The 14,024-nt window shown below is 51.2% G+C and carries 16 protein-coding genes; 8 read left to right on the top strand and 8 right to left on the bottom strand.

Annotated features, from left to right (window positions below; genetic code table 11):
* Positions 1 to 805, top strand: an 805-nt coding sequence (locus VGS28_05160; protein ID HEV2413159.1) for a cysteine--tRNA ligase, incomplete at its 5' end; no start/stop codon positions are given.
* Between the two features lie 53 nt (positions 806 to 858).
* Positions 859 to 3,135 carry an alkaline phosphatase family protein gene (locus VGS28_05155; GenBank protein HEV2413158.1) on the top strand — a complete coding sequence of 759 codons (2,277 nt, stop codon included), beginning with the start codon at positions 859 to 861 and terminating at the stop codon, positions 3,133 to 3,135.
* Here VGS28_05155 and VGS28_05150 read toward each other — a convergent pair whose 3' ends face one another.
* Both VGS28_05150 and VGS28_05145 read right to left on the bottom strand, forming a co-directional pair.
* Complete coding sequence (locus tag VGS28_05150; protein HEV2413157.1) at positions 3,136 to 4,002, bottom strand: hypothetical protein; 867 nt, start codon at positions 4,000 to 4,002, stop codon at positions 3,136 to 3,138.
* A gap of 64 nt (positions 4,003 to 4,066) precedes the next feature.
* Positions 4,067 to 4,840, bottom strand: a complete 774-nt coding sequence (locus tag VGS28_05145; protein HEV2413156.1) for a hypothetical protein — start codon at positions 4,838 to 4,840, stop codon at positions 4,067 to 4,069.
* 106 nt (positions 4,841 to 4,946) lie between these two features.
* Between VGS28_05145 and VGS28_05140 the strand changes: the two genes are divergently transcribed.
* A complete protein-coding gene (locus VGS28_05140) occupies positions 4,947 to 5,291 on the top strand; it encodes a hypothetical protein (GenBank protein HEV2413155.1) in 345 nt (114 codons plus the stop codon).
* Here the strand turns inward: VGS28_05140 and VGS28_05135 are convergent.
* Complete coding sequence (locus VGS28_05135; GenBank protein HEV2413154.1) at positions 5,288 to 5,428, bottom strand: hypothetical protein; 141 nt, start codon at positions 5,426 to 5,428, stop codon at positions 5,288 to 5,290. The two genes, VGS28_05140 and VGS28_05135, sit on opposite strands and share 4 nt — an antisense overlap.
* 12 nt (positions 5,429 to 5,440) lie before the next feature.
* Positions 5,441 to 6,553: an AI-2E family transporter gene (locus VGS28_05130; protein ID HEV2413153.1), complete on the bottom strand. Its 1,113-nt coding sequence runs from the start codon at positions 6,551 to 6,553 to the stop codon at positions 5,441 to 5,443.
* 119 nt (positions 6,554 to 6,672) lie between these two features.
* Between VGS28_05130 and VGS28_05125 the strand changes: the two genes are divergently transcribed.
* Genes VGS28_05125 through VGS28_05115 form a run of 3 tightly spaced genes read left to right on the top strand, consistent with a single transcriptional unit; the run spans position 6,673 to position 9,429 of the window.
* Positions 6,673 to 7,527, top strand: a complete 855-nt coding sequence (locus VGS28_05125; protein HEV2413152.1) for an LssY C-terminal domain-containing protein — start codon at positions 6,673 to 6,675, stop codon at positions 7,525 to 7,527.
* Between the two features lie 2 nt (positions 7,528 to 7,529).
* Positions 7,530 to 8,315, top strand: a complete 786-nt coding sequence (locus tag VGS28_05120; GenBank protein ID HEV2413151.1) for an inositol monophosphatase family protein — start codon at positions 7,530 to 7,532, stop codon at positions 8,313 to 8,315.
* A gap of 58 nt (positions 8,316 to 8,373) precedes the next feature.
* A complete protein-coding gene (locus tag VGS28_05115) occupies positions 8,374 to 9,429 on the top strand; it encodes a hypothetical protein (protein ID HEV2413150.1) in 1,056 nt (351 codons plus the stop codon).
* Here the strand turns inward: VGS28_05115 and VGS28_05110 are convergent.
* Together VGS28_05110 and VGS28_05105 are read right to left on the bottom strand one after the other, a co-directional pair.
* A complete protein-coding gene (locus VGS28_05110) occupies positions 9,426 to 10,037 on the bottom strand; it encodes a vitamin K epoxide reductase family protein (GenBank protein ID HEV2413149.1) in 612 nt (203 codons plus the stop codon). The two genes, VGS28_05115 and VGS28_05110, sit on opposite strands and share 4 nt — an antisense overlap.
* Positions 10,038 to 10,087: 50 nt before the next feature.
* The gene (locus VGS28_05105) at positions 10,088 to 11,050 is read right to left on the bottom strand and encodes a YihY/virulence factor BrkB family protein (protein ID HEV2413148.1); all 963 of its coding nucleotides are present in this window, start codon (positions 11,048 to 11,050) and stop codon (positions 10,088 to 10,090) included.
* Positions 11,051 to 11,163: 113 nt separating this feature from the next.
* On the opposite strand from VGS28_05105, the gene VGS28_05100 reads away from it, so the two are divergent.
* Together VGS28_05100 and VGS28_05095 are read left to right on the top strand one after the other, a co-directional pair.
* Positions 11,164 to 12,303: a mannosyltransferase family protein gene (locus VGS28_05100; GenBank protein HEV2413147.1), complete on the top strand. Its 1,140-nt coding sequence runs from the start codon at positions 11,164 to 11,166 to the stop codon at positions 12,301 to 12,303.
* Between the two features lie 46 nt (positions 12,304 to 12,349).
* Positions 12,350 to 13,111, top strand: a complete 762-nt coding sequence (locus VGS28_05095; protein HEV2413146.1) for a dienelactone hydrolase family protein — start codon at positions 12,350 to 12,352, stop codon at positions 13,109 to 13,111.
* Here VGS28_05095 and VGS28_05090 read toward each other — a convergent pair.
* Both VGS28_05090 and VGS28_05085 read right to left on the bottom strand, forming a co-directional pair.
* A complete protein-coding gene (locus tag VGS28_05090) occupies positions 13,108 to 13,527 on the bottom strand; it encodes a hypothetical protein (GenBank protein HEV2413145.1) in 420 nt (139 codons plus the stop codon). The two genes, VGS28_05095 and VGS28_05090, sit on opposite strands and share 4 nt — an antisense overlap.
* Positions 13,528 to 13,567: 40 nt before the next feature.
* The gene (locus tag VGS28_05085; protein HEV2413144.1) at positions 13,568 to 13,966 is read right to left on the bottom strand and encodes a metallopeptidase family protein; all 399 of its coding nucleotides are present in this window, start codon (positions 13,964 to 13,966) and stop codon (positions 13,568 to 13,570) included.
* Between the last annotated feature and the right edge of the window lie 58 nt (positions 13,967 to 14,024).

Here is a 14,024-nt window from a genome sequence, read left to right as displayed (position 1 = left end):
ACCTAAGGATACTAAGAGAGATATGGAGTGGGAGAGTCCCTGGGGGAGAGGCTTCCCTGGCTGGCATATTGAATGTTCAGCCATGTCGATGCGCTATTTGGGCGAAACGATCGACATCCACACCGGGGGGATCGATCATCTACCGGTTCACCACCCTAACGAGATCGCCCAGAGTGAAGCAGTTACCGGCAAGCAGTTTGTCCGCTACTGGCTTCACGGTAACTTCATCACCGTCGATGGCACTAAGCTAAGCAAGAGCCTTGGTAACAGCTACACACTGCAGGATGTTAAAGAACACGGCTTTGATCCACTCGACTTTCGCATGTTCGTTCTTCAAACCCACTACCGCAGCCAGGCCGACTTTACCTGGCAGGGGATGGGGGCCGCTCGGACGCGCCGGCTCCGTCTGCAGGCCGTAGCCGACCTACGTTTCCAGCTCTCCGGCGAGGGCCATCCGTTGGGTCTAAGTGGACAGCTTGATAAGATCGTTGCTGCGCTTAGCGACGATCTGGGAACTCCGAAAGCCTTGGCCACTCTCAGCGAAATCGAATCTCAGCTCGAAGCGGGGCAGTATCCGTCCAAAAGCAATCTTCTCGACTTTCTACGAGTGATCGACGAACTACTGGGCCTTAACCTGCTCGCTACTCACGATATTACTGACCAGCAGAAGATGCTGATTAATGAGCGAGAGGAAGCACGCCAAAGCGGCGACTACCGTAGAGCTGACGAGATCAGAGACGAGCTTCAAGATGATCATCTGATAATCAAGGACACACCCCTAGGCCCTATATGGGCGCGAGTTTAGTCGCATATGCTGCAAGATTTGACTTGCTGTACGAGCCATGTTAAACATGTCATATGCAGAGCGTATTGTCCACCTTCGCCAAGTTCGGGCAACTTCGCAAATCTCCAGTCTTTGCTGCCACACTGATCGGTGTCGGCGCGATCATTGCCATCAATGCCTTCCCCTCGAAGCCGTCACATGCTCAAACAAGTCCAATTCAGCATGTCGTCGTTATTATGGAGGAGAACCACACCTTCGATAACTACTTCGGCTGTTTCTCCAACTCCATAAACGGCGCAACCGTAATTGGCACGCAGTACGGCGATTGCCAGACGAATAACTGTCCTCAAGGTAGTCTTCTCTGTAACCTCGCGCCGGCGCCGGATCCCGCTCCGCATGACGTTCTTCATTCCGGCCCACGCGCAATAGCCGCTATTGACGGTGGCCAGATGGACGACTTTGATCCACTCGGCCAGGTCCAGTTCCAGCAGAGTGACATACCAACCTATTGGGACTATGCTGAACACTTCGGGCTCGGTGACAACTTTTTTACCGATGCCGAGACCAGTAGTACGCCGAACCACATCTCGATGATGGCCGCTCAAACCGGAGGAGACTTTGACACGACACATGTTATCGGCTGCAACTCACCACAGAATGATGTTGTCCTAGACCGAACGATCAGTGGCAGTGAACTCTACGGACAACCATGCTACAACATCAATTCTATACCACAGGAGTTGAACACTGCTGGCCTGAGCTGGAAGATGTACGGAACGACATCGATCTGGGATCCAGCCCTCTTTATCCAGTCAACAGCCAAGACACCAAAGGTGGCCGACACGCAGATCATCACAGACGCCCAGACGAATACGTGTGGCCCGAGCCATAACCAGAACTGTCTGCCGGCTGTGAGCTGGGTTACGCCTGATTCAGACACCTACTCTGACCACATGCCTGAGACCACTCAGGCAGCTCAAAACTTCGTAGCCTCAATCGTTAACGGCATTATGCAGAGCCCTGACTGGAATTCGACGGCTATCTTTGTTACTTGGGATGACTTTGGTGGCTACTACGACCACGTTGCGCCACCGCAGCAGGATGGGGTAGGCCTCGGGCCGCGCGTGCCGCTGCTTGTTATTTCGCCGTGGGCGAAACCAGGTTATATCAGTTCTCAGCAAGGTGAGTTCGCCTCATTCGATAAGTTCATCGAAGAAAACTTTAATTTGCCAAGCCTCGGGCAACGAGACAGTCTCAGTAGCACATCTGACCTGATGGACTACTTCGATTTCAACCAGACACCGAACACGACAGTCATTGAGCCGACACTCAGCTATTCGAGTGTCTTGCAGGCACCGAAAGATGCTCCAGCGGCAGTCGGGGGAGCCAAGGCCTCAACCGTCACCCCGGCAGCAGGCGGGCCTGGCACAAAGTTTACTTATGCTGTCATCTACAATGACGCGACCACCCCGACAGTCCATAACGTCATTGTCGACGGCACTCCGATCGCCATGACAGCAACGACATCGCTCGGAACGGGAGTCGAAGAGTACGAGGCAACTACTACCCTGGCACCAGGGTCGCACAATTACACGTTCCAGTTTAGTGACGGGACTAACAACTACCAGCTACCCCTCAATAGCACTCCTTTTAGTGGCCCAATCGTGGCTCCATTTGATCTCAACAACACCGCCGATAAGTCACCAGCCGGAGACCCATACGGGGTAGGGCAGGTAGGTAAGCCTTTTACTATCCAGACGACATACCTCTCACCATCGGGTCTCAGCCCGACTGTTGCCAATGTCCTCGTAGATGGTAAGGCTTACCCAATGACTGCTGTTAGCGGGACGCCGAGTACTGGCGTGCTCTATCAGTACACGTCATCAGCATTCAGCCAAGGAGACCACTACTTCCAGCTCGAGTTCAATGATGGTAGCGGTCTGCAAGACTTCCAAGGGTATAGCTTCTCGATAAGTCCGATCGTTATGCAAAAGGCCGGGGTCAGCCCGACATCAGGCACGACGACAACAACCTTTACATTCTCGACTATCTATCACGGTTTAAATTCGGCTACCAACGTCTATGTCGTTATAGATAAGCAGAGTCACCTGATGAACTATATATCTGGTACCGCAGCCAAGGGTGAGACATACTCACTCGCCCTGACACTGCCGGCTGGGAGTCACAGTTTCGCTTTCTATGCTAGTGACGGGACTAACGAGTGGAGTGATCCGAAGTCGCTGGGTACCTTTAGCGGACTCGTCGTAACAGCAGCGGGCCAGCCGCTTATCCACTCGACCATCACAGCTCCCGTACCCAACACGGATCCGTACGCCTATGACGCAGACTAATCAGGGCTGTAAAAAGTTACCATTCACGATAGCCAGCCAGTGATCTGTTCGAGGTATTTGAAATTGGTTGAGAACAGCGCCAACCTCATCGGGCCAGTTACCGTCAAGCTGGCCGGGTTGAGATCTCTCCGTTAGACAGATATGGCGGGTAGCCAGATGAGATAGTGCTAGCAGCCCTCCGATTGAGTCAACTACAAGACCACTTCTTTCCAGGACGTCTCTCATAGCAGTTGAGCGTCGTTCCAACTCACCATCGTCAGACGTCTCTCTTTCGGTTACCTCGGCCACCATGGCCGTTTGGATAGCTTCATCGTCAGGCCCGAAGGGTTCACCGGGCAATGCATCATCGATGACTTCAAGCCACGCTGGCTCGAAATTAAGCGCCAGACATTGCGCCTGAAGCCTTCTCTTTACAGCAGTTGACTCTTCATCGGTAATAAGATCTTCGCCTCCCAGTTCTCTGAGGACAGTGAAGAACGTCATCTTCTCAGCGATGCGACCAAGCATCTGTTCCACCACAGACTGTTGATCACGCCGGCTAACCTCCCCGTTGATCTGCACCTCAAGCTCATCGGCGATCTGGTTAACTTCTTCCTCAGATACGATAGCTCCTGTCACTGTATGGCGCATCTCGACAGCATCCAAGAGGGCAGTGGTTACTAAAACTCGATCGTCTATGAGCGTCGACTGTTCATACCACTGCAGCTCGTCAGATGGCTCCCGGGCATCGACACCACGAGCTGTGAGGTCCGCCCTAAGAGCTGAAACACTCGCCGCATAGACGTCAATCATTCGTGACTCTAAAGAGAGCTGGTTTCGCATTTGCGCGAAACCGTGTTCATCAAACTCTTCAGCGGGCATAGCCATAGGGATATTTTATAACCCCTATGACAAATCCACAACAATAGTGTTCTAAATGAACAGACGGAGGTTAGTTCACACCGCCGTTGGCGAAGTAGCTGACACAGTCACCCTGATTCTTGAACGAGTGGCCTTGAGCGTCGGTTAGGTTCATCCAACCACCCTTCTTGCAAGAATCCTTGGTAGGAGCTGGTTCATAGGTGTAGGTGTTTGTATCCACCTGAGAGTTATCGATTTTGACAACCTGGGCATTCGCACCGGTTCCCCCGGCGTCAGTCACCAGAAAGACATCCGTTACCGGGTAGCTTCCATACGACGACTGGACGCTCGCGTATGGCTCATAGAAACCGCCGCCGAGCTGAGAAGCGTCAACTATGTTGGTCGGCGAAGCCAAATTGCCGGTATTAGACCAGACGTTTTGCGGGCAGTTGTTGTAATCTGGGTACGGCCCGAGGTAGAAGTTGACGTTTTCAGACATGTTGCTCGGGGTGGTAACCGTCGCCACGAATCTTGGTGCACCAAGACCACAGTTACCACTCGTGAACATGTAGTCAGTACTCAGATTATTAAGCGTAGAGAGAGTGGTGACACCCGAAGGCACACCGAAATCAACACCACCATAGTATGGCGCCACTGAACTATCCGAAACAATCTGAGCCGCATTTGCAGAGCCATTACCTGGCTGAACGATAGAGGCGTCTCCAAAGAGGGTGTAGTTAAACGAGACAGCTGCATTTGCTGCCATTGGCAGAATGACTGCTGAGACCAATCCTATCACCCCTAGGACTGCTCCAAGAAGAGCTAAACGGGTCTTGCTTTTTATATTACGTACTGTGGAACTCACACCATACATAACCATAACTCGCACCTCCGTGTTATATCTTCAGTATAACATGTGACTCAATCGTACAAGACTTGCATAATACTTATGTATATTATATAATATTCTTATGTTAACTGCTGAACGTCCTCGCCATGAGAGACGGGGTCGACATGAGGCCCCACGACGTATTCCGGAGCGTCTGCTCTGGACTGTTGTACGTCTTGGAATAGTCGCAACCATAGCCGCTACTAGTACTGCTGTTATCACGGCGACTGACAACCCCGTGCAGACTCTGATTGTCGGTGCCTATCGCTACGACGTAGAGCACCGAAACCTGATACCCCCTGACGAGGTATGCGTCAATCCTCCAACCGCTATGCAACAGGTTGAAGGTCTCGGTATGGGCGTACCGCCACGAGAAGCCGAAGCCCTGTTCTACTGCGCGGATCCTCCAGATGTCGTCGTTCTCTAAAGCGTAAGATAGGTGAGTGCCATAAAGATGCCGAAACCTGCGGCACCTATCCAACCGAGAATAAACTTATCTCGTGAGAATGCCAGAATAGCGAATACCAGCGAGATGAAGCTGAGAAATCCGTATAAAAATGGCATGCGCTACTTAGGCTACTCGACGGTAGCTTCCTCAACGTCTTTCGCGCTTCTTAGGACGTTATGCCGACCAACATAGTCAACAACCAGTACATGGAGACAGCCGGCTATCGGAATAGCTACGAAACCTCCGATTGGCCCGAGTAAGTAGAAGCCGAGAATAGCCGCCACAAAAACCCCAAGCGGTGAGAGGTTGATGGTATGGGACTGGATCATCGGATGGATGACATAGTTTTCAAACTGTTGGTGAATGATGAAGTAGGCGAGAAAGATTAGTGCCGCAGGAATAGAGTAGAGCAGCAGTAGCAGAGTGACCAAGGTGGCACCGATTAGTGAACCAACCATCGGGATAAGGGCCGTTACAAAGATGATGCCCGCTAGTGGCAGAGCAATACTTGATGACAGGTTCGTAAAGAAGAGCGAGAGCACCAGGATTACAATCAGGGTCATTGCTCCAGCGATGGCAGCAATAATAACCTGACCGTTGACGTAGCCAGTAATAACCTTGTACATCCTGTGCCCAAGTTCCCGATGTCGGGCTCGTAGTTTATCGTCCTTATAGAAGCGCCAGTAGTACTTCTGCCAGCGAGGACCCTCGACAAGCATCAAGAAGGTCATGACCAGCACGGTGGCGATCTTGACGATACTATCGGTGATCTTGCTAACTCCGCCGACTAGATCACTGGCGATGGAAGCGGTGTTGTTTTGAAGTTGGCCAATATTGCGATTGATCTCTTGCTCAAGATGATACTTAGAAATGAGATGGCCGATAGTACCGTTACTGTCCTGGACGTCCTGGATAAAGACGGGGACAGTCTCAATAAAGGCGGTCGTCTGCCTGAAGATAGTCGGCACTATGCTGAATAAAAGACCTCCGAGGATAATCACTACGACAAGATAAGAAACACCCGTGGCTAGAATGCGGCCACGCTGAGGATTGATCGGAAAATGCCTGGCCATTGCACTGACAGTCGGGTTAAGAGCCATGGCCAGAAAGAAGGCGATACCGACAAGCTCAAGACCAACAGCGATCTTTCGGAGAATGAGCAGCCCGATGACGAAGCCGGTTACGATCAACAGTACCCTGACGACGGTACGTGACTCAACTTCTAGCTTGAGCTCCTTCATATTGGTTATATAGTAGCACATTCGGCTCCCCGTAGAGACCCCTATATAACCGCTTGGGAGTAGGGTATAGTGAGGTTATGGATTTTGACGACTAAATACGTAAAAACTAAACGATCAAGATGTTATTCTTTACATTCGTGGCACGGCTTTTTAACCGTCTGGTCATTCTGCTCATCGGAGTCGGGGTCGCATACGTCATCATCAAAGGACTCTTGCCTTACTTTGACCACCGCCTGCCTGACGCACTGGCAGTCTTAGTTGTTTATATCCTCTCAGCCTACTTTCTCATACCGCTGGTCACCCGGCTTTATAGAATTGTCTGGCGACCAGAACATATTCCAACCTTTGCCTACTCACTTGACGGCTATAAAGTCGATCCGATCAATATTGGTTTCGTAGCGACTGAGTCTCAGCTCATCAAAGCCTTTGAGAAATCTGGCTGGCACGAAGCAGAGAGGGCCTCACTCAGAACTTTCATCCAAGCCGCTATCAGTATTGCTCTCAACCAGCCCTACCCGACTGCTCCTTTCAACAATCTGTACCTCTTTGGCAGACGGCAGGATTATGGCTTCCAGATCCCCGTTACGACAAGTCCGTTTAAGCGCCATCATGTTCGAATCTGGGCCTGTGTGCCAACTTCTCAGCCGGTCTTTAGAGACCATGTCGCCTTCTGGCAGGCCAGACATCGTATCGCCAAAGGGCGCAAGAAAGCCTCTAGCAAACCGAAGTTATGGGTGGGTGCGGCCATCTACGACAAGGGCCTCGGGATTATCAAATATAACGGTCGCATCGATCACACCGTCCACCGCGACGTCAACGTTGAACGCGACTTCATCATAGAGACTTTCAAGAAGAGCGGTTCTATTAAAAAAGTGACGATAGCTCACGCCCACAAGCCTGTAAATCTGCGGCATCGAACTCTTGGGGATTCGATCATCGTTGACGGAACGATCAAGATCTGCGAGATTACTTAAGTATGGATAGACGAGAAGTACTCATCAAAGCCTTAAAAGCGGCCGGCCAGGAGATTCTTAAGCATGACCCTGCCAAAGAAGCCGTTCATAGCAAATCAACGGCAGGTGACCTGGTAACGGCTGCCGATCTAGCCAGCGAGCGGGTCATTATAGAGACGATCAAGGCCGACTTCCCAGACGACCTTGTCATATCAGAAGAGACGACCGAAAATCACGCAGCCCTGGATAAGGCCAACCTAAATCAACTAACGGGTTGGGTGATCGACCCGATAGACGGCTCAAACAACTTCAAACGAGGTATGGCCTACTCGGGTATCTCAATAGGCTACATCGAGCAGGGCGAGATCGTGCTGGCCGGTATTCTTGATCCGTATCGGGATGGACTCTATCTTGCTAAGAAAGGCCAGGGAGCCACCTGTAACGGCGCGCCTATCCACGTCTCAGACGTCAGTAAGTTCGACTCAAACACCAGGGTCTGCACTTCGAACTCGTATGAGGGCGGGACGCAGGCTAATCTTGAACGATACCGAAAACTTGGTCATGTCTGGGTTGATGTTCTCGGTAGCGCTGTTCTGATCATGATTGACGTTGCCTCAGGGAGACTAGATCTCTACCACCATAACGGCCTTAAGCCCTGGGACAATGCGGCCGCCTTCTTAATCGCCACTGAAGCTGGTGCCAAGATCGTCGGCCTGAAAGGTCAGCCGGTTACCTGGTTGACCGACGAGATTGTTATTGGTAACCCATCGCTAGTTGATCTCTTCGTAAAGCTCACTTCCGACACATAATTGACCAACTCTCCACTACGGTCTACAGTTTATGTAGATATTCCGTGGAGGTAACTATTTGAGCGGAGCCGGTCCGGAAGCAGGTCAAGATGCCGAACAATTGGGTGGCCATATTCAAGTAGTAGACATTCCTCCGTCACTTCTTAGGGTTGGTGTAAGCGAGCCAAGAGAACTCGGCCGCCTAGCACGGCATAGTGGGACTTTGAGGCGACGTTATGACCGCCGACTCGGCGCACACGAAGCGATGGCCGCCGGCAAAGAGGAGGCGCTTGAGCTGTACATAGCGGGTATTAGGAGGGCGGCCGTTTTGACTGATCGTGCCCATGACCGCCTCGATAGCGACCTGAGACGGTATCTTGCCATACGCTCACAGCAACCCGGACCTGTCGACTTAGCAACGGCCCAACAGATAATCTACAGTGGACAAGATAGTTCTCAGTTCGTAGAGATCGCGACACCGTTTGCGTTGGCCGACTGCCTAGGTCAAGCCGCCATTCGCACAGCCGGTTATCGTTCGCCCTCAATGCTTGTCGTCAGCTACAAAGACACACGACCAGATAATGCCGAACTTTGGAAGATCCCGCTTGGCAGACTCCCACTCATTATGGCTATTGGTTACCGCGCCGGGCGTGTAGATTTTTATGGCAATCAAATATATAGCCCGGAGACTATGCGTCTTTATAGTGATGTCGTGAACGTCCTGCGTAGGGATAGGGGAGATAGGGGTAACCAGGACGAAGAGGTTTTTCAAGACGCCAATCAGACACTCGGCGTCGGAGAGGCAGGCGGCAGGAGATATGACCTGATCTACTTTGAAGGTTCACCTTTCCCGTTTCCAGCCGACCGAGTAAAAGTTGTGCGAGACCTTTTCTATCACCATCTCCACCCTGAGGGGGTGATGATAATCCCGCCCACGATTGACTTTGGTGACTACTACGATGCGGCCTACGATCTCATCCGTGCACGCCTCGCGGGGTATGGTACGCAGTATAAACATACCGGTGTCTATGATCGGCCAAACGGTACGGTCCACTGCCAATACAACACCGAGGATGGAGCGCCCCGGCCTGCCCTTAAACTCGTCTATCGCCTCCTTAGCAGTAGTACAGCCTAAAACAGGTGGTTGTGATAGTAGTACCAGAAGTGCTTGAGAATCAGGGCGGCAATGATTAGCAGCCAGAGAATAACAATGTCGATATGATGCGAGCGAGCAAGATCGGCAACTTTCTTGGCGCTGCCCTTTAGATTTATGAAGCCCGCTTCGATGACGTAGAGACTCACATACCAGAAGGTGACGATAACAACCACCCAGACGGCCATACAGTACGGGCACAGGGCGTGAATACGATAGACGCTCTCATAAAATAGCCAGTGAACGAAGAGCAGGCCGAAGATAGAGCCAAGTTCCAGCCCGATCCAAAACCACTTTTTAAAGGTGGCACCTGCCAGCATCGCCATGCCGATGGTGATCAGAACGGCAAAAGCAGCCAGGCCAATGAAGGGGTTCGGGAAGCCGAAAGCTGAACCTTGATGTGAGGCCATGACACTGCCACAGGATACGATCGGGTTGAGGTTGCAAGAAGGAATATAGTTGGGGTTTTCGGCCAGTTTGAACTTATCGAGGGTGATAACGAACGATGAGATAATACCAATAATGCCACCGACGATAAAGATCCAAGGCAGCGCCTTGACAAGATTTGACTGTTTTTCAACCCTAGCCATAGATCGCTAGTTATTATAGCAAAATCAAGCTGAAAGCTCTCTTACGCAACCTAATCCTTATCAGGATATGAGACGCTGATATTCTCATAATGTTGGCGGCGTTCACGTTTGACATAGCTCCGGTAGACATCCTCGTCTTTCTCGGTTAACTTTGCAGTCAGGAATGTTCGCGGCCAGAGTTGCCTCGTTCTGACGACATCAATCTCGACAGCCAGCAGGGTAACCTGCGCCTGTATGGCGATCCAGAAGAGTAGGCCGATAAAGATAGCGAAGGTGCCGTAGAAGCTGCTCAGTTTGTGGAGTTCGTGAACGATCAAGTAGCCGCCGACGACCTGCAAGACCTGCCAGCCGAGGGCGGCGAAGGCTGCGCTTAGTATAAAGTTCTTGGTAGCCACCACGTGCGAAGTAGCCAGGCGAAAGACCATCAAAAAGACCAGGAAATAGGCGGCGAAGGTAACCAGAACGACCAGACCATGGGCGATTAGACCAAGATCATCGAGATGGCCAAGGTAGTTGCTCATAGCGCTGATGCCCAGCATCAGGCCGCCGCCGGCAAAGACAATGGCGAAGTTGCGGTAGAGATTATGCGGAAAACTGGAGCGATCGACTCGTTCGACCGACCAGAGATGGTTCAGCGCATTCTGAATGGCGTTGGCAACCCCGAGCGAACCATAGAGGGCAACCAACAGGGCGATCGTCACCCCAAGCCTGTGCCCGCGGAGCGTATGAAGGTTGTGCTGCAACTCGTTACCGATAATCGGTACGTACCGAAAGGCGAGAGCCGTAATATGCGCCTTGATCGAGCTGTTAGCATGAAAGACCCTCTGAATAATAGTCAGGGTTGCCAGCATCAGGGGGAAGAGGGAGAGCAGTCCGTAGTAGGTGATCAAAGCGACCTGGTTACTTGCCGAATCTTCGCTATAACGTTTAACAACGGCTAACGGAAAGGCGAGGAACGGATGTCGCTGCTGGTAGTGATCGAGCCTCCGACTGATTCGTCTGATTCTTTCCATGCCTTTTGGTTTCGTTACAAAGAACTTGCGCTTATTGTATCAGAAAGGAGCCATCCAAGACTTGCGCATATCTGTAAATAGGCATATCCTCAGGTGTAGTTTAAAGGCGCACCATGAACACTCCGAACCGTCATATAACCTATCCGCCAGTTGTTAAAGACAGATGGCAGAAGATTAGCCATACCATCTCATCCAATGAGTTGTTGCTTGCACTCGTGACGGTCGTCGTCTTGGTTATCGTTGGCGTGACGCTCGGCTGGATTAACAATAAGATCGTCCTCCCGTCAGCAGTCCATGCCTCACATTACCACCTGGAACCGCACAACCCACTCCGCTACATGGCCAATCACGATGGGCCGATCTACATCCACATTGCTGAAAACGGTTACCAGAAGATACATCTAACCAACTACTTCCCAGTCTATCCGCTACTTATCCGAGCCTTCCATAAAGTCATTCCTTCAGCTCTCGATAGCGCTCTAATCATATCCTGGGCCTGTCTGGTTGGGGCGGTCTACTACTACCTAAAGATCGTCAAAGAGCTCTTCAACGTGAAGAACAATCTTGAAGCTCTGCGAGCGGTCCTGTTCTTCATCCTCTTCCCGACAGCCATTTTTCTAATTGCCACCTACACAGAGAGCCTTTTCGCCTTTGTCTCGCTGGCTGCCATCTACTATGCCTTGAAGAAGCAGTATCTGCCGGCTATGGCCTTTTCATTCTTATCGACTGCAGCTCACGATAACGGGGTACTGACGCTTATCTTGGTCTGCCTCATCCTCTACGAGAAGAAAGAGAGACTGATTCATATCTTCTGGACACTTGTTATCGGAGGGCTCGGCCTTGTCACCTATATGGTTTACCTGTACGAAAAATTCCATAAGCCGCTGGCATTTATCACTGCTCAGAAGTCACAAGGCTGGGCCCAACAAGGTGGTAACATCATCGATCACTTGGCCGATCATTCCCACTTATCAAACTACTTCTTCTGGGCGCTCGTTATTATCGCTGCTTACTACTGGTGGAGTCGCCGACGAAACTGGGCTATCTACTCGATTCTTTACGCCGTCATACCCTTGGCTGGCGGTATTTTTGGTGGTTACAATCGCTACATCCTCATGGCCTTCCCGGTCCCACTGATGTTTTATGACAAGTTTCGGAAGAGCCCGACTGGTTATCAGATCGTGCTGACCCTGTCAGTTATCTTGTGGACTCTTATCTCGCTCCAGTACATGGGCGGATACATCGGCAGTTAGTAGCAAATCACGTATATACTTGATAGAAGAGAGGGGGAATCAGACTATGGGAGAGATGATCAATATTGACGTAACAGGGAGTGCCTTACCTGTCTACCTAGCCACACCAACAGGCGAGATAAAGGGTAGTGTGATTGTTATCCACGAAGCCTGGGGACTTTCCGACCACATTAAGAGCGTCGCCGATAGATATGCAGAGATCGGTTATGTGGCCGTCGCGCCGAATCTGTTTACTGAACTGGATATCGATAACATGCCGAAGAACGAGCTACAGGCAATCCAAGAAGGCCTCTTTAATCCGGCTTCGACACCTGAGGAGCTCAACAGTGTCCAGACAAAGGTGCGAGGTATGCTAACCCCAGCCCACTCACCTGAGTTTAGCAAGAAGACACTTGGTCGGATTGAAGCCTGTTTTAACTATCTCTTTGAGCATAAAGACACCAACCAAAAGGTTGCTACCACCGGTTTCTGTTTCGGAGGCTCAAATAGCTTCAGTTTTGCGATCTCTGAGCCACGTCTCAAGGTAGCCTTGCCTTTCTACGGGCACGCCGAACAGTCAGTCGATGAGCTGAGAAAGATCAAGTGCCCGATCTATGCGTTTTATGGCGAAAAGGATGAGAATCTTATCAGTGCTCTACCAAAATTGAAAGAAGATATGAAAGAGGCCGGTGTCTCATTCGAGGCAACCGTCTACCCGAACTGTGGACATGCTTTCTTCAACGACACCAATAAATACGCCTACAACAAAGAGGCGGCAATGGATGCCTGGCAGAAAGTTCAGGGCATTCTCGCAAAATACTTCGCTTAGGCAGTTTCTTCGGGTGGGTAGTGGTAGACGAGTCGTCTGCCAGGGGAACCCGGACGGCGAAGAAGCCATTGACCAAGATTGCGCTTGCGTCGCTCAAGGATGGTGAGCGTCTGGACCTCACCGGCTGCCTGACCTGCGCGCACTACTGCAATAGCCCCTTGCATTCGCCCAAGATACATCCCAACCGTAACTTCATCACTAGCCGCAATAGCTGCGATACGTTCGGCACTCTTGCCACGACGGCCAGCCACCTCACCTTCTGCGGTCGCCCTGCCAGCAAGTAGTCTGGCGTCCAGAAGTGTCAGCTGATGTGCGTACGTACCAGCTAGGGGTAACGCCATGTCTATGAAACGATTAAAAAGCGCTGGACCAAAGCTGAACGTCATCTCTCTAGTGGTTCTTAATGTCTCATCCATAACGGCAACACCATAACATTATTACGGTACTTAGGCAATATCAGGAGGCGGAATTTTCCTTGCGCCTGCGATCCAGGGCATCGATCTGAGCGTGGCTCAGTCCAAAGTAGTGGGCCACTTCGTGCCAAACGGTATGTTTAATCTTATCCTGCAGATCAGCAACGGTAGCGCTGACGAAGAGCAAGGCATCCATAAAGATAGTTATCTTGTCCGGCAGAAGAAAGGTCTGGCCTGAGCCACGTCGAGTTAATGGAACACCTTCGTAGAGCCCGAAGAGGAGGCTGTCGCCCCGGAGTCGGAGTTTCTCTCGCTGCACATCACTAGGCTCTCGCTCAACGACAAAGATGACGTTCTGGATATGCTCTCCGAAACGCTCAGGCAAGCTATCGACGGCCTCGGTGACCATCTTTCTGAATCGTTCTTCACTGACTCGTACCACTGCCCTAAACTATACCTGATAAACTGTTTAGATAGAAAGTGATACTATATCTCTTAAT

It is taken from the genome of Candidatus Saccharimonadales bacterium (genome assembly GCA_035945435.1).
GTDB lineage: Bacteria > Patescibacteriota > Saccharimonadia > Saccharimonadales > DASZAF01 > DASZAF01.
This window is presented reverse-complemented; position numbering and strand designations above follow the sequence as displayed.

Bases quoted from the DNA above. Each gene is read 5' to 3' on its own strand.
- VGS28_05120 (HEV2413151.1), top strand. From the start codon at position 7,530: ATGGATAGACGAGAAGTACTCATCAAAGCCTTAAAAGCGGCCGGCCAG.
- VGS28_05100 (HEV2413147.1), top strand. From the start codon at position 11,164: ATGAACACTCCGAACCGTCATATAACCTATCCGCCAGTTGTTAAAGAC.
- VGS28_05105 (HEV2413148.1), bottom strand. From the start codon at position 11,050: ATGGAAAGAATCAGACGAATCAGTCGGAGGCTCGATCACTACCAGCAG.
- VGS28_05095 (HEV2413146.1), top strand. From the start codon at position 12,350: ATGGGAGAGATGATCAATATTGACGTAACAGGGAGTGCCTTACCTGTC.
- VGS28_05090 (HEV2413145.1), bottom strand. From the start codon at position 13,527: ATGGATGAGACATTAAGAACCACTAGAGAGATGACGTTCAGCTTTGGT.
- VGS28_05110 (HEV2413149.1), bottom strand. From the start codon at position 10,037: ATGGCTAGGGTTGAAAAACAGTCAAATCTTGTCAAGGCGCTGCCTTGG.
- VGS28_05135 (HEV2413154.1), bottom strand. From the start codon at position 5,428: ATGCCATTTTTATACGGATTTCTCAGCTTCATCTCGCTGGTATTCGCT.
- VGS28_05125 (HEV2413152.1), top strand. From the start codon at position 6,673: ATGTTATTCTTTACATTCGTGGCACGGCTTTTTAACCGTCTGGTCATT.
- VGS28_05130 (HEV2413153.1), bottom strand. From the start codon at position 6,553: ATGAAGGAGCTCAAGCTAGAAGTTGAGTCACGTACCGTCGTCAGGGTA.
- VGS28_05140 (HEV2413155.1), top strand. From the start codon at position 4,947: ATGTTAACTGCTGAACGTCCTCGCCATGAGAGACGGGGTCGACATGAG.
- VGS28_05155 (HEV2413158.1), top strand. From the start codon at position 859: ATGCAGAGCGTATTGTCCACCTTCGCCAAGTTCGGGCAACTTCGCAAA.
- VGS28_05150 (HEV2413157.1), bottom strand. From the start codon at position 4,002: ATGGCTATGCCCGCTGAAGAGTTTGATGAACACGGTTTCGCGCAAATG.